A 23,478-nucleotide genomic window follows, 5' to 3' on the forward strand; every position below is an offset into this window, starting at 1 on the left:
TAATTATCAATTATCCATTATCCATTATCCATTATCCATTAATGAATGATTGCTTACCAATCAAAAATCTCTTAACTAGCTATCAGCTTTTAGCATTTAGCTCTCAGCTCTGGGTTAAAAGTTCCCAGCAACTATTACGCTGGATGGTTGAGTCGGGGTTAAAATTCCCCTTCTCAAGTTCAAAAAAAACGATTCTACTGAGTGCTGACCGCTTCTTTAAGTCCACCAAGGATTTTCTCCGGTGCGGAAGTCTGTTTCTTCCCATTGGGTGAAGACCAGTTTATCATCACTAACATTAGCATGGACTAATGCCAAAGACAAAGGTGCTGGCCCCCTAACTACTTTCCCTGTACTATCGTACTGAGAACCATGGCAGGGACAAATAAATTTGTTTTCACTACCATTCCAAGGGACTACACAGCCTAAATGAGTACAAACTGCATTTAAGCCATAGTTAGCCAAAGTTTGGTCTTCTTCAATAACTACATAGGTAGGGTCTCCCTTGAGACCTTGTGCCAGAGTTCTTTCTCCAGGATTGTGATTGGCCACAAAGTCACTAACAATAATATCGTTACCAAGGGCATCTTTAGCGGTCACCCCACCACCTGTACCACCACTGGATGGAGGAATAAAGTAGTTAACTACTGGATAGAGTGCTCCGAGAGCTACCCCTGTCACAGTACCAAAGGTGAGAAGATTCATAAATTGGCGACGTCCCATATCGGGTACATCTGGTGTTCCTTCTGCTTGAGCCATGAATAGATTGAGTGTTTTTTATTAATTTACGTTTGGTGTTTTTGAATTATGTGCAGACGAAAAATAATTGCTGTTAGTCTGCGACTACAGCCAAGCTTACAATATCTTGGTGACATCCTCACGAAACTGACCTCTAGGAGATGCAGTGCGGGCTTCCAACATCACTGTTGGACATTGCTACCCTGCACCACTTGTCTAGACAAAAAGTCCCCGATAGCCCGACTTGACAGCCTATTTCTTGACCCCAGAGTCCCTGGGTACTAAGTTGCTTATAGCCTGGGTTACAGATTTCCTGTGGTGAAGCTACGTCTCTATCAGCCTCATATTTACATTCTGGACAGCTATGCCATTTGGGGAAGTCCATATATCCCGACACCAAATCGTAGATTCTGGCGCGGGACTTAGAGCTGCCCTCAAACCCCCTCAAATAGTTAAACAAATTGCAACTTAAAGCCATTTCCTGATTATTATTACATTATTTAAACTTTTATTGTTTTTCCTATGTAAGAAAAAAGTCCCCCTAGAAGGGCTATCCCTTATAAGGAACTCCTGAAAACTTTGTGGGGAGTGTGGGGGGCAAAAATCTTATCTACAGTTCTCAAAAAAATGTATTTTTCAATACACTTTTCTCCTCAAAAAGTCGGTCTAAGACAAATACATAACTTGTCTATTTTGTCAAGTTTTATATTAAGAAAGGTGTTTATAAAGCATAGCTAGAAGTGGGAGGCTTTAGACCCAATTTTTCGGTAAATGTTGTGATTGCAAGGTCTTTGACTAGATAATTTAGATTTATAGCAGAAGGTAAAGACCGAAGGACTGAAAAATTTCGTGTTGTCTGAGTTTTAAGCTTTTGATATATTTGTGCCCTTTCCTTCGACTGCCATTTGAATGTAGTATAATTTTTAACTTTTATAAACTTGTTAAATAGTTAGTTTTTCCCAAATTAACTATTGAGCTTGAAAATTTACGCAAAAACACTACATAGTCCTAAATAAAACTATAGTGCCACACTATATTTAGTGTTTACAGCTCAAAACTGTAGAAGTTATAATCTATGTGACATACTCCCACACGCTTGCTGGCGCTATTGTGTGGGCTTCTCGTTTCGCAGTCCTGCCACTGCATCGGACAAGCGCGTGCTTTAAGGACGGGATGCCCCACCGCCCTATTTTTTATATTTATTGCTGCATTTCCTACGGAATGCTACGCAAACAAGTCGCGGTCTATTACAATACCGCAGTGTGGGCAAGAATGAGTTCGTATGTTTAATTCTTTCGGAACTTTTTTACCGCAATTCGAGCAATCTTGGCTGGTATTTTGAGGATTCACTGCTATGGTTTTCACCTCCAGCATTTCCGGCTTTGACAGTCAAAATAGACAGGAATTGTCCCCATCCAGCATCGTTAATTGATTTACTCAAACGAGTCTTTAGTTAGTCCTTTAATATTTAAGTTTGCCTCCGGCACGCCGCTCCGCGTCTACATGGGCGATTACTTCTGCTTTTAATAACAATTCATTGGCTGTTTTGAAATGAAAGTCTTTACGTTTATCGGCAATTTCTTGGTGCGCGTTCCGCAAGCGAGCTGTCGTCGTCGCGGGGTCGCATCCGCTTTTTTATGTTGTTTGGCAACAGCTTTGACAGCTTTTAACCATCTTTTGCTACCTTTCTTTTTACGAGATAAACGTTTTTGTAAAGTCTTTAATCGCTGCTGATATTTTCGATAGTATTGAGGGATGGGGACTGATTCTCCTTCACTTGTTACTAAGAATTCCTTCAACCCCATATCGATTCCCAGAGTGTTTTTGAATGTAGGTTCAACTTTACTTGTTAAAGCTGGAACTGATTTTTCTTCTAGGGATAAAGTTACATAATAACCGTCAGCTTTACGACTAATTGTTACTGTTTAAGAGTGAAAACTATCAGGTAACGGCCGATGTTGAATCAACTTTATCTTGCCTATTTTTGGCAAATTAATTTGATTTTCTTCAATACAGTTTTGTTTGATTTGAGGATAAGTAAGACTACGATAACGCCCAATTCCATTCAACCTTGGTTTTCCTAATTTATGTCCATTTTTGTCTGCCTTAAACCATCTATCAAAGGCAAGTTTTACCCGTTTTATGCAATCGCGGTAATACTTGAGAATGAATCAGTTTGTAGTCAGGAAACTTGTCTTTGGTATTGACCAAATCTTTTTTTTGAAAGTAATAATCTGGATTATCTCTGAGTCTTGGAATTGGCATCTACCTTGGGGCAAGCATTAACCGGACAACGGTTTTCTGACCACCATGAGAATCTTTCACCTAACCGATAGTTGTACTGCCGACGCAACAATTCCAACCACATTTCTATTGTGGCTACTTGTTCTTTGTTGGGCCTTAATTTATATTGGTAGGCAGTGCGCATGGTGGAAAATTTCCGGGGTTATAGCAATATAATATACAAGTTTTTTAACCAGAGAGAAAGCTTCTGCTGGGATATTTACCCATTGAATGGGCATTGAACCCATTCAATTGGCCGCCGATTCATCTCACACTCCTCTTTAAAATTATGGTGTGAGGCTTCTCGACGGTTTAGCTAAAATCTAAAATCTAAAATATATGATAACTGGCAAGGAATTACATCAACTATTACTGGATAAGTGGGGTAAGTCTTATGATATTCAACTACGGCGGACAAAAGGCAAAATATTTGTGCAGGTGATGTGGAAGTACCTTGAACAAGTATCTTTTCCGATGACAGAAGTAGATTATTTGGCCCATCTAGATGCAATAGCTACCTATATAAATGGTTTTGGTGCTGTAGAAACTGTTAAGAACTACATTGAGAATACGAAAGAAAGACCTAGACTAGGTAAGGCAGTTAGTATTCCTCTAGACTTAGGTGAGAGAGCTTCAGAATGGATGGTGGAAGAATTTTAACTAGAGGGTGTTCAAAACACTACAAGATTCTTCGGCCTGGTAGCACATCTCTATCTGGGTGTATTAGAGCAACTTCTCCATTATCCATTACCACACCTAAAACTAAGACCTCAGATATAAAGTTAGCGACTTGACGTGGTGGCAAGTTTGTCACTGCTAGAATTAATTTGCCCACTAAATTTTGACAAATATTCAGTCTCAGTACAAGGTCAAAAATTAGTCTGAGTATGATGCCTCTCTAAAGGAACAAGGAAATCTGACATTTTGACTGAGTCTAGAGGTAATAGCACAATGGCTCAACAATTACGAAAACAGGACGCAAGGGAGCATCAAATACCTAAAGTAATGTGGCTATTGAATTGATGGCAACACTTTCTTCTTTGTTTAGCTTGGCTGGATGTCAAACTGAAGGTTTTTTAGAATCTATATTTGCTCTGATGGGAATAGAGTGTCAACTAACGATTAACTTGGCTCATGTCAGGGTAGCGATCGCCGGCAGCTACTCCCTGGGGTGCTACGGCTTCAATTTGTTTGAGTTCCTCTGGAGTCAAAATAATATTGACAGCAACTAAATTTTCTTCTAAATATTTGCGTCGCTTAGTTCCAGGAATCGGTACAATATCATTCCCTTGAGCGAGTAACCAGGCGATCACGAGTTGAACAGGTGTTATATCATGTTCGGATAAGAGCGTGATCAAAAAACTTTCTCCTTCAACTCCAGTTCTTCTTCTTCCTTCTGATGTAGTCGATGGGGATATCGCTATCCCTCACCTCTATAGCAATGTGCACTGGCATATTTACAAATTACAAGAACTGTCCAATAGCTAAAAGTCTTACAATATCGGTTTTTTATTCCTCCTGTTGCCTGTTGCCAGATGAGCTGTTGCCTGCGCACAGCGCTATACTACAAAACCGTGCGTGAGAGTTTCCAGCTCACACGGCTCCTAACATTGCAGGATTATTCAAGGTTGGTTACACCTAATTTCACACCTATATTTCAAGGTTTGTCCACCCTTGTAGCGCCTCAGTTTTCGCTACTCTTCGGCTTTATACCTGGAGATTTTTCACGGGCAAGAGTCTCTTACTCTCGATTTGAGTCTACTTACCCAGGCAAGTGCGTTTTGGCTTAATACAATTTCGGTTTCACGGCTAAGAGCAATGCCTCCCCTGGTCTGCATATGCTGAACATTACTCCAGGATATGCAGACCAGGGGAATCGTTATCCCGATCAAGACGTTGCTTAAACTTTCCCTACGAGCGTGGTCGAAAGCTGAGAGTCTCAAACAAAAAGCCATGACCTAGAGGACTGTAAGCCACAAAGCCAATACCTAACTCACGCACAGTGGGTAAGATTTCATCTTCAGGTTCGCGACTCCAAGCAGTATCAAGTAGGGTTACCCCCAGTTCAAAAGCGCGGTGAATTGTAGCGATCGCTTCTTGTTCATTACGTCCACGGTAAAACTCTGACATTCCCATGCACCCCAGTCCGAGAGCTGAAACTTCTAGTCCCTGACTACCTAATTTACGGATTTCCATTTTGATTCTCCAATTTAATTTATAATTTAATTTTTCCTCATTTATTAAGTAAACTGGGTTTAGCATGAATTGGATATTTATAGAAATAAAAAATGTATTTAGTTTATTGGTTCAAATCTTTCAAATAAAACTATTTGAGTTAGGAAATCAATCATTTTCCATCAAGAATATTACTGAAATAATTTTCTTAATTGTTTTAGTAGTATTTTTCTCCCGCACAATAAAAAAGTGGATGAAAGAATGGATATTAGTTAATTTAGGAATCAAAAAAGGTACAAGAGAAGCCATCGCTGCCATTATTAATTACATAATTACAATAGCTGGTATCTTAATAGTGCTTCATAATGCGGGCATTGACTTAACCTCAATTACTGTAATTGCTGGTGCTTTAAGTATTGGCATTGGTATTGGCATGAAAAATATTATTAGTAATTTTGTTAGTGGTTTAACAATTTTGATTGCTCAACCAATTAAAATCGGAGATTTTATCGAAGTTGATGATTTATCAGGAATAGTAGAAAAAACCTCAATTCGTTCAACTGTAATCCGAACTATTGATGGTATTTTTGTGATTATTCCTAATAATTTTTTAGTAGAACAAAATATTATTAATTGGAGTCATAAAGATTCGACATCTCGCCTACATATTCCTATTGGTGTTGCCTATGGTAGCGATACAATCTTAGTAACAGAAGCACTTTTAGATGCAGCTAGAAAAGAAAAAAAAGTTTTATCAAATCCTTCACCAAAAGTTTGGTTTAAAGGGTTCGGAGATAGTGCCTTAAATTTTGAACTATTAGTCTGGATTAAATATCCTCCTCTTATAGATTCAATCACAAGTTCTTTAAACTTTTTAATAGATTCAGAATTACGTTATCGGAATATTTCTATTCCTTTTCCCCAAAGAGATTTACATATTCGCCAGATTAATGATTTAATTCAAACACATAAAAAAACCGAGTCAACAACTGTTGTAAAAGATCAAAAAAACCTTTCAACTTCCTTAGTCAAAAATATAGCAAAAACTCAGCAAAATCCTTCAAAATGGAATTTACGAGATTTATTACGACAGATTAGTTATTTCCATAATTGTAATAATATTGAACTACGAGACATCATTGAAAATGGATATAGAAAAATTGTTCCTCGCGGTGAAATAATCTGTTTAGAGGGAGAGTCAGGAGACTCATTTTATATTATTCTTTCAGGGTCGGTAGAAGTCTTTTCAGAAAAAGCAAATAAGTATATAACAACTAGATATGCAGGAGAATTTATTGGAGAAATGTCACTAATATTAGGGATTACTCGTACAGCGAGTCTTCGTGCCACAGAAGATACAATTTTATTTGTAGTAGACCGAGACAATTTACACAATCTTTTGGCAAAACACCAAAGACTAGCAGACAAAATTTCTGAAGAATTATCCCGACGTTTAGAGACTTTAAAAAACTTAGGATTACTTGATAACCAAGAAAATTCCCAAGAAACAGCAATGATTTGGATTCGGAATCGAATTTATACTTTATTTGATATTTAAATAGGGCTTGCGTATGGAAAGTCTTTTTGTAGGGGTAGGATACAGGAGACAGGAGACAACCCACCCGCAGGCCCCGACCGTGGAGGGGAAGACAGGAGGAACGGGGAATGAGCGAGGAGGTAGGAGTAACAATTGTCAATTTGGGATTTTTCTGCCCAACTATGCGCCTAAAATACGAGCTTTTTGAGGGTTTTCAACGTGATACCTGGCACTGCAATTTGACCCTCACAGTACTCAAACCTTTATATATCAATACTTTTAGAATTAATCAGCAAGCCCTAAATAATCAAAGCTTGAAGAAGGAAGAGGGAAGAAGGAAGAGGGACAAAGACTATTGAGCAACAAAAAAACCTAAATTTCCTGTAGATATTCACCCTTGAGTTTACACAAACGATAAAGTGCAGACATGATGCTATAACAAATCTGGTTATTATAGGGTAGTTACCTAGATACCCAAATCCTTATCAGACAAAGATTTTGAATTTTTTGAATATCTCCTTAGTGACATCTCCCACACTAAGCTGATGCTATAGTGTGGGCTTCTAGTTTCGTAGCCCCGGTATCCCATCGGGCAAGCGCGTGCTTTAAGGACGTCTGGGTCCTACCGCCCTATTTTTGATATTTATCGCAGCATTTAAGTCGCGGTCTATTACAATACCGCAATGCGGACAAGAATGAGTTCGTATGTTTAATTCTTTAGGGACTTTTTCCCCACAATTTGAGCAGTCTTGGCTAGTATTTTTGGGGTTCACTGCTATGGTTTTCCCCTCCAGCATTTTCCTCCTGCGGAGGAGCTGCGCTAACAGCTTTGACAGTTAAAAAGTTAGAAATTGGCCCCCAAATTGCATCGTTAATTGATTTACTCAAACGGGTCAATGCTTGCCCTTTAATGTTTAAGTTTGCCTCCGGCACGCCGCTCCGCGTCTACGTGGGCAATAACATCCGCTTTTAATAACAATTCATTGGCTGTTTTGAAGTGAAAGTCTTTACGCTTGTCAGCTACCTTTTTATGTTGTTTAGCCACAGCTTTGACAGCTTTTACATGTCTTACATTCTGAGGAGACCTCAGAATTACACACTCGCTTCTGACTTCTGATTTCTGACTTCGTTAACGTCCTATCAACTTTACGACAAAACTACCACTTAGATAAAGAGCAACTACTGCTCCACCTAATAAACTTTGAGTTAAAGGGTCAGTTGAAGGAGTTAAAACTGCTCCTAAAACTGCTGCACCTAACAATACATATCTCCAGCCAGAAAACATTTGTTGAGAAGAAACAATTCCTGAAATACCTAACAATAATTGCAGAATCGGAATTTGAAATGCTAATGCCGTACTAAACATTAATAGCAATACAAATTCAAAATATTGTTCAATTGACCAAGCTTGTTCTACTACTTCCGAGCCGTAACTAATAAAAAACTTCAAAGCTGCTGGTACAATTGCAAAATAAGCAAATACTAATCCCAATCCAAATAAAACTGTAGAACCTAAAAAAATCGGTCCGAGAAATCTTCTTTCTCTAATAGTTAGACCTGGTAGAACAAACTTAACTATTTGATAAAGTATAAAAGGACTTGCCAAAAGAAAACCACTATAAGCAGCTACTTTAATAGTTACAAAAAAATATTCTCCTGGAGCCAGTTGGAGAAACTTTACTCCTTGGGCAGGAACTTCTAGGAATTGGACAATAGGTTTAACTACAACGAAGCAACCGATAATACCTACTACTCCTGCTATTAGAGAATAAAATATTCGCATCCGTAACTCTTCGAGATGGTCAAATATAGACATTTCCACATCATCAGGAGATCGATCGAGATAATCATCTTCTTCTAAATCTTGGCGATCGCCTACTCGATCTGTATTATTCGGCTTAACTTCAGGCTCTTTCAAGCTTACAGGTGCTAAATTATGATTATCTGAACCCTCTGGAGGAGTGTTAGTTTCTGGAGGTGTCATATCTGTTTTTGATTTTAGATTTATCTATATATAAAGTTCCTATTTTCCACAGTGTAGACCATTGTACCGAGATTCAGTAAGCAAATTCATCTTCCCATAGTGTAGTTTGCGGGTAATTTAAGTCTATTAATCAGCCTTGAAAGGAAGTAAAAATCACGAAAACAAGAAAAACTGACTATTGATAGTTGAATATTAATTGCTATATTTAACCCATCTATAATTTTGCCTAAATCACAATTAATAGAGTTGGCAATAAAAATATTGGAGCCAAATTATGTTTAACAAAAGATGGAAAAAAAATCTGATTTTATCCTTAACTAGAGGATTAGAATTTCATAAATTCTTGCTATTTTACTACTCACAATCATAAATATTCGTGCAGCTATAAAAACATAGCTAAAGAAAAGGTTGGTGCTTGAGATAGGCTGATGATAAATCGAACACGGTTTGATTTTTTCCCACGGTTTCTTATTGCCTGATGGAGCTGTTCCCTACTACAGGTATCCATGAAAATTAATTTGACATTTGATAAAAGTAGATAACAGAGAACAACAAATATACTTATATACAATAACCGTAGATATATAATTAATTTTGCTTAACTACTTAAAACAAAAAACACATTACTAATCCACAAGTTTTGGGGTTTTCAGTTGAGAATCAATCACAAAATTCAGCTTTCAAATCCCTTATTCAGCTTTCAAATCTCTTTCCATTAGAGCTACTACTGCTTCTTCAGGAGTAATTTTTCCATTTAATAAAAGAAAAACCTGATGAGAAATAGGTACGCGAATTTCCTCTCGGTAAGCAAGATCGATCAAAACATTCGTAGTATTAACACCCTCAGCAGTACCTTGTAATTCGTCTAAAATTTTCTCCAAACTTTTACCTTGAGCTAAAGCATAACCAACCCGATAATTTCTACTCAAAGAACTACTACAAGTTGCCAACATATCTCCTAAACCAGATAACCCAAAAAAAGTTTCAGTTTGTCCGCCTAAATGATTACCAACCCGAATAATTTCTGTCAAAGCACGAGTTAACAAAGCTGATTTAGCATTAGTACCAAGTTCCAAACCATCACAAACTCCAGCAGCAATAGCAATAACATTTTTCAAAGTTCCACCTAACTCCGTACCAATAGGATCGGGACTACTATAAACCCGAAATAAACCAGAAGCAAAAATATTTTGTACTGTTGTTGCTGCTGCCTTATTTTTACTAGCAACTACCGTTGCAGTAGGTAATTTATCATTAATTTCTTTTGATAAATTAGGACCAGATAAAACTACGACTGAATTATTAGGAAAATTTGTTTCCCAAATCTGAGAAGGAGTCCGCCTTGTTGCCGAATCTAATCCTTTTGTAGCAGTCACAATAATTACCTTTTCTGATAATCCAATTTTTTTGATTTTTTCTGCCGTTTCATTCACTCCTTTCATAGAAATTGCCGAAACTATAATATCAACATTTTGGAGTATTTCTGATAAACTTACATTCAAGCTACGAGACCATAAATGTATTTCATGTTGATTATGACCAGCCAATTTTGCTAAAGAAGAACCCCATGCACCTGCACCTAGAATCGCTAAGGTTGCCTTTTTTTTCGATACTGGATAAGCAGAGTCTAAAGTTCTAATAATTTTTCTTATTTTATCAGCTTGAGATATTTTACTTACCATAATTTATGAATTTGATTTATTAATTAATTATTGATTTTCAGAGAAGTCAGTACAATAAGTCAATGGTGATTTTTCACTAACTCATAATTAATTTGTTCTCAGATATTCTCACTCTTCTAGAGAAAATATATATAGCGCTATTAATTCCACCACCAATAATTAGGACTTACGCAAAAAAAACTATAGAACCCCTGAGTGGTATCTTTTTAGGAAAAGCTATATAGTTAAATAGCGATCACCAATTATCATCAATAAGAGTTGGACAAATGCCAGCCTTCAAGCAGTTTGACAGACAAAGAATGGGTTCTTATTGAACCATCCCATACCAAAAAAGAAGAAAACTTGTCCAACATGCAGGGAGCAAGAGAGAAATTTTAGATGGTATCTTGTATCAACTCAAGAATGGTTGTAACTGGTGTTACTTATAGTGCATATTTACCACCCTATTCAACCGTATTTTGGCTTTACTTGCAGTGGCGAGCATCAGGGGTAATTGAAAAAATTAGAGATGTATTGCATTCTCAAGTATGTCAATAGGTAAAAAAAAGCGATCGGGGACAACTTTAATCATCATTGATTCACAGGCAGTAAAAAATACCTGTAATGCTAGTATCAAGTCAATCATGATTTTGTTTTTACAAATCTACGAACGGAATTAAGCGACATCTGGCAGTAGATAGTCTCGGTTTTCCTTCTTGCTCCGTCCTTACTCTGAGGAAACCTCAGAGCGGGCGGTGCGCTTTTTTTACTTATTGCAGCAAAGCTAATGTATCTGATGATCAGGGATTAAAAGAAATATTGTCAGATAACGTTGATTACTTCAAGTCCAAACCTGTTAATATCCCTAAAATTACTATCCTACTTGACAATGGATATCCCATAGGAAAAAATAACACAGGAGTTAAAGAAAATTTATCCAACAATTATGACCAAGATTCGGTTTAAACTATCACCAAAACCTTCAAAGGTGAAGAAAAAACAGCAAGGAAAAACAGGGTTTGTGCCCGTCAAAGCCAGGTGGGTCATCGAAAGAACCAACTCTTGGATGGAGAGATGTCAAAGCTTGACTAAAAATTTTGTTTGCGTTTGCTTCCGCATCCCGTAGGGAAGCATTCCGCAGGAAAAGAACCCTGGAAAATGCTACCGCCAAGATTAATATCCAGTTTTATTCGACTAATGCTCAAGAGACTGGCGATCGCCTAGGTTTTTAAAAGATACCACTCAGGGGATCTATAGGTATTGATTTTAATGCTGAGTTGATTTCAGTCTACAGGACAACGACAAGCATCCAATAGAAATATTGTTTGTAAGTTGTCAAATTAGCAGAATTTTTTGAATGTGCTATTGCCATTGAGTCTCTAGATTTTACCAATAAAAAATGGCGTTGGTGATTTGAGGTATGATATAATATCAGACTCAGAGGGCGACAGAACTCTGTTCCGCTTACGTGATAGAACCCCGTTCCGCGCTCCACGACCAAAAAACTTTCTCCTTCTACTCCTCTTTCTTCTTCTTTACTTCCCTACTGACTCCTGAGTTCTGACTCCTGACTCCTAAGTAATTAAGATTAATATCATACACTAATTCAGCAACACCATATAATGAATATATTTTCCAAAAATTCTGTACTTGTGCCCATAGATTTTTCCGATAAATCTGTTGAGGCGATCAATGTAGCTCTAGAATTTGTTCGAGATCCTTCTTATTTATGGATTCTCCATGTGTTGCCTCATCTCAATCCTACTGAACCAGGAGTAAGGTGGCATACTGTCGATGACCAGAGTCGCAAACAGCACATTGAAAAAGTGTTTCACGAACAGATTCAAGGTGCTAAATATGAAGGTATTAATTTTAGTGTGGCGATCGGAAATCCTAGCTCAGAAATTTTGGATTATGCTCAGGAAAAAAAAGCAGATTTGATTGTCATTCCTTCCCAAGGACATAGTGGTCTTGGTCGATTTTTACTAGGATCAGTTGCTGAACGAGTTGTCAGGTATTCTCATTGTCCTGTTTTAGTTCTACGAAATTGACATACTATCCTGCGGTCAGATACGGAAATTATTCTTCAAGCAGGATTATACCAAGCGCGATAAATGTTTGCTACATTTTCTTAGGCGTTGGTAATTGCTAAGATGATTTTCTGTTAGGGGTAATAAGTATCCGGATAATTAGTTATTGTATGATGAGAGGACTCAGGAGTCAGAACTCAGGAGTCAGAACTCAGGAGTCAGTAGGAAAAAAGGATGAGAGTTGGAATTATCTGGGGATAAGTAGGCATTTTATGTCTGCATTGCATGGAAGTAGAAAGTGCGATAACTGTATAACCGGATTTTATATAACACCCCTTGCCTACTCTGGTTGGATATTTACAACTATCACAGGGGAATAAACCTTAGGGCGTGTCATCAATTAAAGAGGTTGACATTAAATGTATAGTATGCTTATGAAGAATAACTACAGGAACAACATGCTAAGAACTGTTCTAAATGACTAGACGTTATGCCTTGCGTATGGGATCAATGGGAACGCCCATACAAATTTACTACCAGGGTGTAAAGGAACTGTAGGAAGGAAAGCATTGGACAACCGCCTCTTTGTGGAAGCTGTTTTATACAGATATAGAGCCGGAATTCCGAACCAGAGATAACCCAGAAAGATTTGGGGACTTCCGCGTTATCCATACCCGTTTTAGTCGCTGGAGTCGCTCAGGGGTAACAGAAAGAGTGTTTCACGCTTTAGCTGAGGATGCAGAAGTCCAAATATGCCATGATCGATGCTACTACTGTTCGTGCTCATACTCGTAGTGCAGGAGCGAAAGACAGTAGTGCAGAACAGGAAAATATTGGCCTAAGCATTGGGGGATTGAGTACGAAAATACATGAGGTAGTAGATGCTCTGGGTAATCCCACCCCTAGCATTTTTAACCCCAGGCCAAGGATGCGACTTAGATGGAGCAGATGTTTTATTACCGATGGTAGAAGCGACAAGCAGTTTTGGCTGATCAAGCCTATGATGCTCAAGAGCGGGTGCTAATCGCCTTTAACTGAGAGAGGAATAGAAGTAGTAATTCCCCCGAAAAAAAACCGCGCGTGAACTCCGCAACTACGATGAGATATTGTACAAAGCACGCCATCTCATAGAAAATTTCTTTGCCAAACTCAAACAATATAGAGCGTTGGCGGAGCAAGTGCGGCAGCTATATCGCTACAAGATATGACAAGCGTTCAGTAAACTTTCACCGGAGGAATTCCTACAGGTAGCCTCAGCCATTTTATTAGCATAGCGATCACCATTGACCTACAGCATACAATACCAATTTTGTCAAAATTTTAATTGATGACACGCCCTAACGTTAAGCATTCTTTTTTCACCCTTGGTATTACAGGATTATTGGTTTGTGTTCCGCAAGGACAGGCCAACATTTAGTCCAATTTTTCGGTATATTAAAAACCAGATATTACCTTCAATGATAAAAATCCAGTTTATTTGAATTTTACTTTATTATTTATTAACTTTAATTAAGAGGATCGACCTAAATGATTATTCAGGAGATTACAATAATTATATAGAGTTATCCTGATTAAATAGGGGAGTAGGAAATATGTTAAGAACTCCTACATTTCATGTCAATCAATACCAAGCATTATTACAAAATCTCAAGCAAACTATTCTATATTGGCTGAAATATTTTTGGAAATTTAGTTTATTTTATGGTAAATATACTGCTTCTCCACCTTGGCAAAAAACCATTAATATAAATTGACATAACTAACTATAGTTTTCAAGGTAGGTCTATTGGCTAGACAGCTAGGTTTTTAGAACAGTTAAATGCCTTGATCGCTTATGGCTATTTTGGAGTAAACATCAAGTCATCCTTTTAGGAGGAAGATTTATATCCAAATTATCAATTAGCCAGCTTATCAATAACCTTGATTATTTTCAGAGCTTTATATTAAGCTCCAATCTTTCTGCTAAAATTATCTTGGTTACTCTTACAGTTTATCGGTAAAACAACTAAATACCTCTAATAAATGAGGCCCTGGTATTTTAGCAGTACTTATATTTAGATTAACAGGAGCAATTTGCTTGGAGTATTGCTCCTGAAATCAACTATTAATCTTGAAAAGCTTTGAGATTAAAAGCTCTAATGCTTTATTGTTGTTTGAGCAACCCCATCAGCAATGAAGCTAACTTTTATTTTTAGTAGAAACCTAAAGCTTCTTTAGTGCGACGTCCAACAATTCCATCTGGCCTTAAGCCATGATCACGTTGGAATGCTTTAACTGCATGCTTAGTCTTAGGCCCAAAATAGCCAGTTGCACGATGATGATGAAAATAGCCCATCATTCCTAGTTGGTGTTGCAACTTGGATACTTGATGTCCCCGACTACCATAGCTCAAATAATATCCACGACGGCGATGTCCCTTATAGGAAGCATGACGATAGCTGGGGCGATGATAACCTTTGCCATAATAGCGACCGCGACCATAACCACCACAAGGGTTCTTATGGTGACATGCAGCAGCAGAATTAGCGGTCGCGCTAATAGCACCTAGAATAGTAGCAGCTGATAGAAGACCCATCATACCTAATGTAGATAACTTTTTCCAGTTAACTCCTTTAAAGGTAGGTTCAACTATAGAACTTTCTTCGGTGGTAGCTAGATGGGAATATGCTAGTGTTTCCATAACTCCTCTGATGAGTAATGTTTTACAACTTTTTTTATAAGTGTCTTACCCACTTGCCTTATAGCATTTTGGGTTTCGTTTGAAGTGCGACACTCAAAAAAAGTAAATTTAATTTTGGTAGAACCTTAATTTAGGCTATTAACAACTAAGGAAATCTTATAATTTCCCTAGTTGCATTACTAAGCTACCATGTTAGGTGGATTATTTATGCAGAATATTCAAAAAATTTTAAAAGTCCAAAACTTTAAGATAATTGAGGACTTTTAGACTATTAAAAATTTAGTAGCAGTCACCACCGTAGCCACCATAGCCACCACCGTAACTACTGCCGTAGCGACCATAACCACCACGACGACCATAGCGACTGTAGCCACCATAGCTACCATAGGAACGGCTGTAGGAGCGGCTAACAACTTTTTTATAATAATGGCCTGAGCTACGACCATAGCTACCATAACGACCAGAACTACCGTAGCCACCATAGCCACCATAGCTACCGTACCTGCTACCACCATAGTAAGCAGAAGCAGAATCAGCAGTTACGTTCATTCCTACAGCTAAAGTAGCAGCGGATAATAAACCCATTGCTCCAACACTGGATAGCTTTTTGAAATCTACACAAGCAGTAAACTCTTTGTTAGCAGAGTCTTCTTCGTTGAAAGCTAAATGGGAAAATGCTAATATTTCCATGAATTCCTCTGTTTAGTTAAATTATATGAAATCCCGCATAACAGGAACTTTCCTACATAACTGTTACATCTTTGATAGGCCTCTGAAGCTGGGCAATACGTAGGACGTAAAAGTTATTTCTGGGGTTTGCTAGATGCACGAAGTATGCCAAAACTTTTGAGATAAGCTTTGATTTGGCATATCTACAATATCACAAAAAATACATTACTCAAGTCAAATTGTCAAAAAAAAATCCTGGCCTCTGCGTCAAATAGATTAGATAAATGGACTTTTTTGCTTGACCAAATTTGCCTAAGACTTGACTTATAGTAGAGCAGGCAAAAAAAAAGACGTTGCATTTTTAATCAAAAAACCTCTAAAAGCAATTAATATCAACTTTTGAGTTGATTTACAATTTGATACATAGCGCCCAAAATTTACCATGTTCTACTTAAAATGGTTTTATCATGGCTAAACAACTAAAAGCAAGTTTTTTTATAATTAATATAGAAATCTCATATTTTGAAACATAATATTAAGTTTGATTTCTTGAAACCTAGATCCAATTATTGGAAGCTCTTACCCTATATCTATGACCATTGGCCTACCATTGTCAAAGCATTAGGTTGTACGTTGGCTTTTACAATTTTCTGGCCTATTTTAGCATGGCTATTGGGTGAAATGGCAGGTCATATTGGTAGGGGAGATGTAGGAGCGATCGCTCAACTTGCAGGTCTTGCAGCTATTATTTTCCTCGTCAAAGGAACTGTACAGTATGGTCAAGATACCCTAATGGCAAAAGCTGCTTTTACTATTGCTCTAGACTTGCGGAAGGAGGTTTATTCTCATTTACAAAGACTCAATATTAGTTACTTTGAAAAGTCAAAAACAGGAGACCTTTCTTATCGATTGACAGAAGATATTGACCGTACTGGAGAGGTTGTCAATAAATTTTTTCACCAATTTGTTCCTTGTATTTTACAGTTGGTAGTTGTGCTGGGTTACATGACTTATCTCAACTGGCAATTAACTGTTGCGACTTTGGTAGTTGCACCGCTAATGGCATTGTTAATAGGTTGGTTTGGAGAATTATTACTTTCTTTTTCGCACCAAAGTCAAAATCGAATTTCTAATTTATCAGCTTTAATAACAGAGGTATTTAGTGGTATTAGAATAGTACAAGCATTTGCTGCTGAGGAATATCAAATTGCTATATTTTCTGTGGAAGCTGAACAAAATCGACAAGCAAAATACATGGCAGAAAAAGTCAAAGCGCTCCAGTTTGTAGTAGTCGGTTTTTTAGAGGCAATGAGTGTAGCTTTTTTGTTTTTTTTGGGGGCGTGGCAAATATCTGAAGGAAACTTATCTGGAGAAGGTTTTATTAGTTATTTAACAGGTGTGGCGTTGTTAATCGATCCGATTTCTTTAACAACAAGTAATTATAGTGAGTTTAAACAAGGAGAAGCATCCTGTGACCGGATTTTTGAACTTTTAAATATTCAACCTCAAGTTATAGAAAAATCAGATGCTATTGCTCTTCCTCCAGTAGTGGGAAAGGTAGAATATAAAAATGTATGTTTTGATTATCAGCCAGAAAAAAAGGTTTTAAAGAATCTAAATTTATTAGTAAATTCAGGAGAAATAATTGCTCTGGTAGGAGCTTCTGGAGCAGGTAAAACTACATTGGCAAATTTGTTACCTAGATTTTATGATGTTCAGTCAGGGGAAATATTAATTGATGATATAAATATCAAGGATGTTACTCTTACAAGTCTCAGAAGACAAATTGGAATTGTACCTCAAGAAGTAATTTTATTTTCAGGAACTATCTCCCAAAATATTGCTTTTGGTCAGCTAGATTATAATATTGATGCAGTAAAAAAGGCGGCTAAAGTTGCTAATGCTCATCAGTTTATTTCTAAGCTGCCAAAAGGTTATCAAACTTGGGTAGGAGAAAGGGGTGTTAATTTATCTGGAGGGCAAAGACAAAGAATAGCTATCGCTCGTGCAATACTAGAAAATCCGAAGATATTAATATTAGATGAAGCGACTTCTTCTCTTGACTCTGAATCTGAATTTTTAGTACAAGAAGCGTTGGAAAGATTGATGCAAGGAAGAACGGTATTTATTATTGCCCATAGACTAGCTACTGTACGTCGTGCTAATCGGATTTTGGTTATGGAAAATGGTGAAATATTAGAATCAGGAACTCACACAGAATTATTAGAAAAAGGTACGCTTTACGCTCGTTTTTATCAGCAACAATTTAGTTAATATAGTCATTTCAAATAAGGATGAAACACTTTTTTGGCTGAAACCCTTTCCAGGAAAGAAACACTCGTCCCAGTCTTATTCAGAATGACTATATCTTGTAATTATTTAGGGTTTGCTGATTAAATATCAAAGCATTGACTGATATTGGTTTTAGTATTTTTTTGTCTAAAAAAGTTCCAGCTTTTCAGCTCTTTGAGCTGCATAAAGCTAGTATTTTGGGACAATTATGGCAGAAAAATCACTCTTAAAATTTTTCCGACTATCTTCTCTATAATTCCCATTTCTCCAGTATAGCTGTCTCCTACCCCTACTAAAATAATTTTTCAGCAAGCCCTATTTAGCCGTCAGCTAGCCTTCTGGGTGCTCAATAATAATAATTAATAATTACCTATTTATTTCTAAGAAGAGGATTGACTAAACGGATTTTTTTATCCATGAATGGAGAGAGTTTATACCTTGATTTTTCCGGAACTTTGTTATCAGTAATTAGGGCTTACCGATCTAATCTAAAAGTATTTACAGATCAAGGTAAGTGCCTTTTTGGACTCGAAAAAAATGCCTGGTTTTCAGCTCTTCATGCTCAAAAAGTTAGTATTTTAGACTTATAGTTGGGCAGAAAAATCATTCTTACAAAATTTATATCCTACCTCCTCGCTCATTCTTTTTTACCTAGTATAACTGTCTCCTACCCTTACCCATAAGACTTTTGAGCGCAAACCCTAATTAGCTTCATACAAAATGAACTTATAAGGCAGTATTGAAAAATAATATATGTTTGTATTTTTTACTGAAAAATATTTTGGAGTTGCAAATATTGTCTACTTCAGCAGGGAGATAAAAAATGACTCGCTTGTTTTAATAAATGTAAAGAAATGAAATTCTTTAGTGGCAGCTTTAATCTACTTGCGTTAAATTTAGGTTATAGGGTAGGAGTAAGTATTAGGTCGATGCCTTTTACTTTCAAGTTTAAAGTGAAAAAGCATTTCCTGACGGAATGCTCCGCAAACAGATACCTAATTGCAAAAATTTTTCGGCTGATAGTTGATAGCTAGTTAAAGCTAATAAAACTTAATACTTAGAAATAGACGAATTAATCTGAGTAGGCCAATTTCTTTGGGAAAGATATATGGGTTTGTACCCTTCAATTAAATTAATAGGGAAAAATCAAGGAAATAGAGGAATCATAATTACCGAAAAATTGTGGTTTAAAGCCTCCCCTTTTAAGGGGATAATAAATAAAATTTTTCATGATTAGTCAATCCTCTTATTTTCAAGAAGAGGTAATTATTAATTATTAATTATTCATTATTCATTGTTGAATGCATCAATGGATAAAAAATCTGGGGAAGTTCTACCAAAAAATATCAGATTAAAATTAGAAGTATCTCAGAAGGAGAAAAATACTATGATGGAAATTATACCTCTAGCAAATAAGAACATCATTGGTCTTAGTATTGATGGCAAAATTGAAACAAGAGACATTGAAGAAATGAAAAATTTAGTGGAGGAAAGATTAAAATCTCAACCTAAATTACGAGTTTATGTTGAAGTTAAAAGTTTTCAAGGAATATCTGTGGAGGCTTTATGGGAAGATTTAAAATTTGGTCTAGGACATCTGAAATATTTTGATAAAAAAGCAGTTGTATGTGACGCAGCTTGGGTAAATAAATTGACTATTGCTGGTAATAAAATTTTTAGTAATATGACCCATATAGAGGCAAAATGTTTTTCCTGGTCAGAAAAAGACCAGGCTTTAGAATGGATAATAACTGACACTCCATGGACTCAAGTCGCGTAGATTCTGTTTTCTCCGTGACATGAAAAACGTCAACATTGGGAAGCAAAAATTGTTAAGACAGGTGAATTTATCCCCTGTCTTAATTTTTCATCAGTTTACTGAAAAATTATGCCAAATTTTGTCAAAGTTAGGAATAGAGTAATTGTCAAACAAAAAAATTAGACTAAAATCTGGGTCAGGTATTTAGTAATTTAAGTTCTTCTTGAGAGACAGAATATTAAGGGTTAAAAATTTTCCTAGTTGATAGTACTTTTCAATTTAATTAAATAAATAACGTCTGCCCTCTAATTTCTACCTCTCTCCTTTAAGCAAGAGTATCTTTGGTCTACCTAAATGAAAATTTCTAGAATTCATAATTCTATTTATTCACAGCTAATATAAAAATTAAGGAAACTCTGATAGAACAACTATATAATTTTAATTAATCTAATTGTAAAATAAAAGGACTTATGTAATACAACCTATAGTCATCATTGCCACCTATGGGGAAGCAATCTCAAATCCTAGTTTTTCCCATCTCATGCGTAAGTTCCGATATAAATAGTTTCAACAATGTCAAAGATATAGCTAAGAAAGAATGGGTTAGGACAATTACTGATGATAAATCTTTAGACTAGGAAATGTTTTTCCAACTTTTCCCTCCTCCCTATTCCCTGCTATATAAAATTAAAACTTGAAAATAGCTAATCACCTAACAGTTAGGTAATAGAATTTCTAGCTTTTGACAAAATTGTAGTTAATAATTAGGGTTTGCGTATGGAAAGTCTTTTTGCTGAGGTAGGAGACAGGAGACAGCTATACTGGAGACAGGAGAAATGGGAATGAGCAAGGAGGTAGGAGTAAGAATTCTAAGAATGATTTTTCTACCCAACTATGAGGCTAAAATACTAGCTTTTTGAGCAAAATCAACTGAAACAGGGGCACTGCAATTCGACCCTAAAAATGCTCAAACCTTTATATATTAATACTTTTATAATTAATCAGCAAGCCCTAATTCTCTTAAAATTAAGATGTTGCACCAATCGCCCACAATACTAAAGGCAAAGTTAAAAAAGACAACAATGTTGATACCACAACAACTCTAGAAGTTCGTGGTGCATCACCACCAAATTCATTAACTATTAAAAAAGAAACTAAAGCACTTGGCATTGCACTTTCTAAGACTAACACTTGTAAATCAAGCATTTCTAAACTCATAAATTTACCAATTAAATAAGCAACGATCCCTCCTCCCAATAAACGCATCAAACTAGCACCCACTTCATAATTACTAGGTTGAAAACGATTATTAGCTATTTGTATTCCCATTAATAACAAAGAAATTGGAATTGCAGCTTCTCTCAAAAGATGTAAACCATCATCAAGTTTTAGAGGTAGTTGAATATCAAATGAATTTAAAATTAAACCCAAAATCATTCCCCAAATTATGGGTAATTTGAGAGTAAAAATAATAGAAGACCAAACACCTCCTCCTCTGAGAATTGCAGGCATTGTACCTAGCACGATTAGATTAAAGGATATTAAATATATTACCGCCCTTTCTAACCCAGCTTCTCCTAATGCAAATAAAGTTACAGAAAGACCCATATTTCCAGCGTTTGGTAAAGCTGTTGTAGCTACTAAACTTTTTTGTATAGCCACAGAAAAACCTAATTTCCATCCTATTGCCCAAGTTATTAAACAGAGTAAAATATAAGTTAGCCCAAAGGCTACAAACATTTCAATTGCTTCTTCAATACTAATAGTAGTTCGATACATTATATCTGTTAGTAATGCCGGAAATAACACATATAAAGCTAGTTTGGAAAGTGTCGGTTCATCAATGGAAAATTTTTTGGCAAATATAAAACCAATTAAAACAATACATCCCACTGGAAAAACGGCAGATACAACCGAAAATAAAATCTCAATCATAGTTGAAAAAAATCTGAGTCAATCATTTTACCAAATAATTAATAATTAAATAATTCTGGTTTAAAGTCTCCTCTTTTAAGGAAAAAAAACGGTCAAGGGGTAGCGATGTCTCCTCGGCATATCCAATCGACCAAGAGAAGAAATAATATTTCCTGATATTCAATTCCGTAAAGGTTTTAACCAGAGGTAGTTATCAATTAATGAAAAAATTATTTTCCTGATATTTATTGGTTCTTAATTTCTATAGCTACTTTTTGCACTTCACTAAAAACTCGCATTAAATTTCCACCCCAAATTTTTTGAATATCCTCTTCAGGATATCCCCGTGCTACTAATTCTTTTGTAATATTTGGCATTTCTGAAACATCATTCATTCTTCTAACTCCACCACCACCATCTAAATCTGAACCAATGCCAACATGATTGATACCCATAACTTTTACCATATAATCTATATGGTCTACTACATCAGCAACATTAGGTTTATTTTTGGGATATTTATCATTAATTAGATCGCATTTTTCTCTAAATTTTTCTCTTTCTACTTGACTCAGTTTTCCCTGCCAATAAGCAGTTCTTTCTTTGGCAATTGCTTTCATAGCTTTTTCTCTTTCTGGTGCTTGAGGTAGTTTTTTGATATAAGTATCAAAAATACAAACTTGTACCACTCCACCATTCTCTTTAACAGCTTTTAGCATTTCATCACTCATATTTCGAGGATTGTTTTCTAGCGATCTAGCACTAGAATTAGAGGCAATTATTGGTGCTTTTGTTAACTTAATTACATCCCAAAATGTATCATCATGGACGTGATAAATGTCAACCATAATACCCAAACGATTCATTTCTTTGACAACTTTTTATCCCAAATTACTTAACCCATTCCATTCTTGTTTTTCATCGGTAGAAGAATCGGCTAGTTCATTATTTTTGGAATGAGTTATTATTATATATCTAATACCTTGGTCGTAGAAAAATTTAACATTACTAATATCTTTACCAATAGGATAGCCATTTTCAATACCCATAAATATCGCTATTTTACCCATTTTATCCAGGCGTTCAGCATCCTCTGGATTTAAGGCAATTTCAACTTTTTCTGAATTTTCTTCTGCCATCTTTTTTGTTATTTCAATCATTTTAATGGCTTTTGCTTTTGCCTGTTCGTGCCCTTGACGATCGCGTTCTCTTTGAGGAGTAAATATTGACATAAAGACAGCATCTAATCCACCTTCTTGCATCCTAACAATGTCCCATTGACCACTTCCTAGTTTTCCTGGTAGATGTCTAATATTAGGTTGAAAATCAGGATTTAAAAATTGACGATAAGGCCAATCAATATGGCTGTCAATTGTTAAAACTTTTTCGTGTATTTCTTCAGGAGTTAATACTTTTTGTTGCTGCTCTTGAGTTGCTTCAGGAGATGGTGGTAATTTTTTGTTAGAGATAGTACATCCATGTACTGTTAAAGAAAGTAGAATTATTGACAATGATAAGACTGGATTTTTTGATAAATTCATCTAGATTACACCTCAAAATTAGTATCACAAAAGGGTAGGATTCAATAATTAATAATTAATAATTAGGGTTTGCTTATGGAAGTCTTTTGGTAGGGGTAGGAGTTAACCCACCCGCGGGCATCTCCCAGGAGGGGAAGTCAGGATAAATGGGAATTATAGAGGAGATAGTCGGAAAAATTATCCCTTGATTTTTCTGCCATAATCGTTCCAAAATACTA

General features: G+C 36.2%; 26 protein-coding genes and 2 pseudogenes. 10 read left to right on the top strand and 18 right to left on the bottom strand.

Annotated features, from left to right (window positions below; all coding sequences use genetic code 11):
• Positions 1–216 precede the first annotated feature (216 nt).
• The 6 genes from petC to F6K15_RS38105 all read right to left on the bottom strand — a co-directional run bounded on the left by petC (position 217) and on the right by F6K15_RS38105 (position 3,163).
• On the bottom strand, positions 217–756 hold the full coding sequence (gene petC, locus F6K15_RS04070) for a cytochrome b6-f complex iron-sulfur subunit (protein WP_293057378.1): 540 nt from the start codon (positions 754–756) through the stop codon (positions 217–219).
• Between the two features lie 1,203 nt (positions 757–1,959).
• Complete coding sequence (locus tag F6K15_RS38085; RefSeq protein ID WP_363267229.1) at positions 1,960–2,100, bottom strand: zinc ribbon domain-containing protein; 141 nt, start codon at positions 2,098–2,100, stop codon at positions 1,960–1,962.
• Positions 2,042–2,176, bottom strand: a complete 135-nt coding sequence (locus F6K15_RS38090; protein WP_363267254.1) for a hypothetical protein — start codon at positions 2,174–2,176, stop codon at positions 2,042–2,044. Before F6K15_RS38090 ends, F6K15_RS38085 begins: the two co-directional genes overlap by 59 nt.
• 82 nt (positions 2,177–2,258) lie before the next feature.
• Positions 2,259–2,540, bottom strand: coding sequence for a transposase (locus F6K15_RS38095; protein ID WP_363267231.1), 282 nt, complete (start codon positions 2,538–2,540; stop codon positions 2,259–2,261).
• A 120-nt stretch (positions 2,541–2,660) separates the two neighbouring features.
• Positions 2,661–2,804, bottom strand: a complete 144-nt coding sequence (locus tag F6K15_RS38100; RefSeq protein ID WP_363267233.1) for a hypothetical protein — start codon at positions 2,802–2,804, stop codon at positions 2,661–2,663.
• A 170-nt stretch (positions 2,805–2,974) separates the two neighbouring features.
• Positions 2,975–3,163 carry a helix-turn-helix domain-containing protein gene (locus tag F6K15_RS38105; RefSeq protein ID WP_363267235.1) on the bottom strand — a complete coding sequence of 63 codons (189 nt, stop codon included), beginning with the start codon at positions 3,161–3,163 and terminating at the stop codon, positions 2,975–2,977.
• 197 nt (positions 3,164–3,360) lie between these two features.
• Here F6K15_RS38105 and F6K15_RS04080 point away from each other — a divergent pair, with 197 nt between their 5' ends.
• Entirely contained in the window at positions 3,361–3,678 is a 318-nt protein-coding gene (locus F6K15_RS04080) for a DUF3067 family protein (protein ID WP_293057501.1), read from the top strand.
• Between the two features lie 19 nt (positions 3,679–3,697).
• Here the strand turns inward: F6K15_RS04080 and F6K15_RS04085 are convergent, their stop codons facing one another.
• The 3 genes from F6K15_RS04085 to F6K15_RS04095 form a co-directional block, all read right to left on the bottom strand.
• On the bottom strand, positions 3,698–3,853 hold the full coding sequence (locus tag F6K15_RS04085) for a hypothetical protein (RefSeq protein ID WP_293057381.1): 156 nt from the start codon (positions 3,851–3,853) through the stop codon (positions 3,698–3,700).
• Between the two features lie 280 nt (positions 3,854–4,133).
• The gene (locus F6K15_RS04090; RefSeq protein ID WP_363267237.1) at positions 4,134–4,376 is read right to left on the bottom strand and encodes an aldo/keto reductase; all 243 of its coding nucleotides are present in this window, start codon (positions 4,374–4,376) and stop codon (positions 4,134–4,136) included.
• A 553-nt stretch (positions 4,377–4,929) separates the two neighbouring features.
• A complete protein-coding gene (locus F6K15_RS04095; protein WP_293057384.1) occupies positions 4,930–5,214 on the bottom strand; it encodes an aldo/keto reductase in 285 nt (94 codons plus the stop codon).
• Positions 5,215–5,278: 64 nt separating this feature from the next.
• On the opposite strand from F6K15_RS04095, the gene F6K15_RS04100 reads away from it, so the two are divergent.
• Positions 5,279–6,751: a mechanosensitive ion channel domain-containing protein gene (locus tag F6K15_RS04100; protein ID WP_293057387.1), complete on the top strand. Its 1,473-nt coding sequence runs from the start codon at positions 5,279–5,281 to the stop codon at positions 6,749–6,751.
• 107 nt (positions 6,752–6,858) lie between these two features.
• Positions 6,859–7,089: a hypothetical protein gene (locus tag F6K15_RS04105; protein ID WP_293057390.1), complete on the top strand. Its 231-nt coding sequence runs from the start codon at positions 6,859–6,861 to the stop codon at positions 7,087–7,089.
• Between the two features lie 246 nt (positions 7,090–7,335).
• Here F6K15_RS04105 and F6K15_RS39010 read toward each other — a convergent pair whose 3' ends face one another.
• The 5 genes from F6K15_RS39010 to F6K15_RS04125 all read right to left on the bottom strand — a co-directional run bounded on the left by F6K15_RS39010 (position 7,336) and on the right by F6K15_RS04125 (position 11,021).
• Positions 7,336–7,527 (bottom strand): zinc ribbon domain-containing protein, encoded by a 192-nt coding sequence (locus F6K15_RS39010; RefSeq protein ID WP_375341044.1) that lies wholly within the window; start codon positions 7,525–7,527, stop codon positions 7,336–7,338.
• Positions 7,528–7,637: 110 nt separating this feature from the next.
• Entirely contained in the window at positions 7,638–7,775 is a 138-nt protein-coding gene (locus tag F6K15_RS39015) for a hypothetical protein (RefSeq protein WP_375341045.1), read from the bottom strand.
• An 84-nt stretch (positions 7,776–7,859) separates the two neighbouring features.
• Positions 7,860–8,714, bottom strand: a complete 855-nt coding sequence (gene tatC / locus F6K15_RS04115; protein ID WP_293057393.1) for a twin-arginine translocase subunit TatC — start codon at positions 8,712–8,714, stop codon at positions 7,860–7,862.
• Between the two features lie 689 nt (positions 8,715–9,403).
• A complete protein-coding gene (locus F6K15_RS04120; protein ID WP_293057396.1) occupies positions 9,404–10,396 on the bottom strand; it encodes an NAD(P)H-dependent glycerol-3-phosphate dehydrogenase in 993 nt (330 codons plus the stop codon).
• A gap of 502 nt (positions 10,397–10,898) precedes the next feature.
• Entirely contained in the window at positions 10,899–11,021 is a 123-nt protein-coding gene (locus tag F6K15_RS04125) for a hypothetical protein (protein WP_293057399.1), read from the bottom strand.
• Positions 11,022–11,194: 173 nt separating this feature from the next.
• Between F6K15_RS04125 and F6K15_RS04130 the strand changes: the two genes are divergently transcribed.
• The 5 genes and pseudogenes from F6K15_RS04130 (at position 11,195) to F6K15_RS04155 (ending at position 14,159) form a co-directional block, all read left to right on the top strand.
• Positions 11,195–11,341, top strand: a complete 147-nt coding sequence (locus tag F6K15_RS04130) for a hypothetical protein (protein WP_293057507.1) — start codon at positions 11,195–11,197, stop codon at positions 11,339–11,341.
• Positions 11,342–11,472: 131 nt separating this feature from the next.
• A complete protein-coding gene (locus tag F6K15_RS04140; protein ID WP_293057509.1) occupies positions 11,473–11,607 on the top strand; it encodes a hypothetical protein in 135 nt (44 codons plus the stop codon).
• Between the two features lie 390 nt (positions 11,608–11,997).
• Positions 11,998–12,426, top strand: coding sequence for a universal stress protein (locus F6K15_RS04145; RefSeq protein WP_293057405.1), 429 nt, complete (start codon positions 11,998–12,000; stop codon positions 12,424–12,426).
• 456 nt (positions 12,427–12,882) lie between these two features.
• Positions 12,883–13,613, top strand: a pseudogene (locus F6K15_RS39020) (IS5 family transposase).
• A 384-nt stretch (positions 13,614–13,997) separates the two neighbouring features.
• Positions 13,998–14,159 (top strand): hypothetical protein, encoded by a 162-nt coding sequence (locus tag F6K15_RS04155; RefSeq protein ID WP_293057411.1) that lies wholly within the window; start codon positions 13,998–14,000, stop codon positions 14,157–14,159.
• A gap of 437 nt (positions 14,160–14,596) precedes the next feature.
• Here F6K15_RS04155 and F6K15_RS04160 read toward each other — a convergent pair whose 3' ends face one another.
• The gene (locus F6K15_RS04160; protein ID WP_293057414.1) at positions 14,597–15,085 is read right to left on the bottom strand and encodes a peptidoglycan-binding protein; all 489 of its coding nucleotides are present in this window, start codon (positions 15,083–15,085) and stop codon (positions 14,597–14,599) included.
• Between the two features lie 279 nt (positions 15,086–15,364).
• Entirely contained in the window at positions 15,365–15,775 is a 411-nt protein-coding gene (locus F6K15_RS04165) for a hypothetical protein (protein WP_293057417.1), read from the bottom strand.
• Between the two features lie 528 nt (positions 15,776–16,303).
• Between F6K15_RS04165 and F6K15_RS04170 the strand changes: the two genes are divergently transcribed.
• Together F6K15_RS04170 and F6K15_RS04175 are read left to right on the top strand one after the other, a co-directional pair.
• On the top strand, positions 16,304–18,028 hold the full coding sequence (locus tag F6K15_RS04170) for an ABC transporter ATP-binding protein (protein WP_293057420.1): 1,725 nt from the start codon (positions 16,304–16,306) through the stop codon (positions 18,026–18,028).
• 1,327 nt (positions 18,029–19,355) lie between these two features.
• On the top strand, positions 19,356–19,826 hold the full coding sequence (locus F6K15_RS04175; protein ID WP_293057423.1) for an STAS/SEC14 domain-containing protein: 471 nt from the start codon (positions 19,356–19,358) through the stop codon (positions 19,824–19,826).
• A gap of 1,005 nt (positions 19,827–20,831) precedes the next feature.
• Here the strand turns inward: F6K15_RS04175 and F6K15_RS04180 are convergent.
• On the bottom strand, positions 20,832–21,740 hold the full coding sequence (locus F6K15_RS04180; protein ID WP_293057426.1) for an AEC family transporter: 909 nt from the start codon (positions 21,738–21,740) through the stop codon (positions 20,832–20,834).
• A 224-nt stretch (positions 21,741–21,964) separates the two neighbouring features.
• A pseudogene (locus F6K15_RS04185) lies at positions 21,965–23,260 on the bottom strand (dipeptidase).
• Positions 23,261–23,478: the final 218 nt, after the last annotated feature.

It is taken from the genome of Okeania sp. SIO2B3 (assembly GCF_010672525.1).
GTDB lineage: Bacteria > Cyanobacteriota > Cyanobacteriia > Cyanobacteriales > Microcoleaceae > Okeania.

Excerpts from the sequence above, each read along its gene's own strand:
- petC (WP_293057378.1), bottom strand. The coding sequence starts at position 756 with ATGGCTCAAGCAGAAGGAACACCAGATGTACCCGATATGGGACGTCGC.
- F6K15_RS38095 (WP_363267231.1), bottom strand. The coding sequence starts at position 2,540 with ATGGGGTTGAAGGAATTCTTAGTAACAAGTGAAGGAGAATCAGTCCCC.
- F6K15_RS38105 (WP_363267235.1), bottom strand. The coding sequence starts at position 3,163 with ATGCGCACTGCCTACCAATATAAATTAAGGCCCAACAAAGAACAAGTA.
- F6K15_RS04095 (WP_293057384.1), bottom strand. The coding sequence starts at position 5,214 with ATGGAAATCCGTAAATTAGGTAGTCAGGGACTAGAAGTTTCAGCTCTC.
- F6K15_RS04100 (WP_293057387.1), top strand. The coding sequence starts at position 5,279 with ATGAATTGGATATTTATAGAAATAAAAAATGTATTTAGTTTATTGGTT.
- F6K15_RS04105 (WP_293057390.1), top strand. The coding sequence starts at position 6,859 with ATGAGCGAGGAGGTAGGAGTAACAATTGTCAATTTGGGATTTTTCTGC.
- F6K15_RS39010 (WP_375341044.1), bottom strand. The coding sequence starts at position 7,527 with ATGCTGGAGGGGAAAACCATAGCAGTGAACCCCAAAAATACTAGCCAA.
- tatC (WP_293057393.1), bottom strand. The coding sequence starts at position 8,714 with ATGACACCTCCAGAAACTAACACTCCTCCAGAGGGTTCAGATAATCAT.
- F6K15_RS04120 (WP_293057396.1), bottom strand. The coding sequence starts at position 10,396 with ATGGTAAGTAAAATATCTCAAGCTGATAAAATAAGAAAAATTATTAGA.
- F6K15_RS04125 (WP_293057399.1), bottom strand. The coding sequence starts at position 11,021 with ATGATTGACTTGATACTAGCATTACAGGTATTTTTTACTGCCTGTGAA.
- F6K15_RS04145 (WP_293057405.1), top strand. The coding sequence starts at position 11,998 with ATGAATATATTTTCCAAAAATTCTGTACTTGTGCCCATAGATTTTTCC.
- F6K15_RS04155 (WP_293057411.1), top strand. The coding sequence starts at position 13,998 with ATGTTAAGAACTCCTACATTTCATGTCAATCAATACCAAGCATTATTA.
- F6K15_RS04160 (WP_293057414.1), bottom strand. The coding sequence starts at position 15,085 with ATGGAAACACTAGCATATTCCCATCTAGCTACCACCGAAGAAAGTTCT.
- F6K15_RS04165 (WP_293057417.1), bottom strand. The coding sequence starts at position 15,775 with ATGGAAATATTAGCATTTTCCCATTTAGCTTTCAACGAAGAAGACTCT.
- F6K15_RS04175 (WP_293057423.1), top strand. The coding sequence starts at position 19,356 with ATGGATAAAAAATCTGGGGAAGTTCTACCAAAAAATATCAGATTAAAA.
- F6K15_RS04180 (WP_293057426.1), bottom strand. The coding sequence starts at position 21,740 with ATGATTGAGATTTTATTTTCGGTTGTATCTGCCGTTTTTCCAGTGGGA.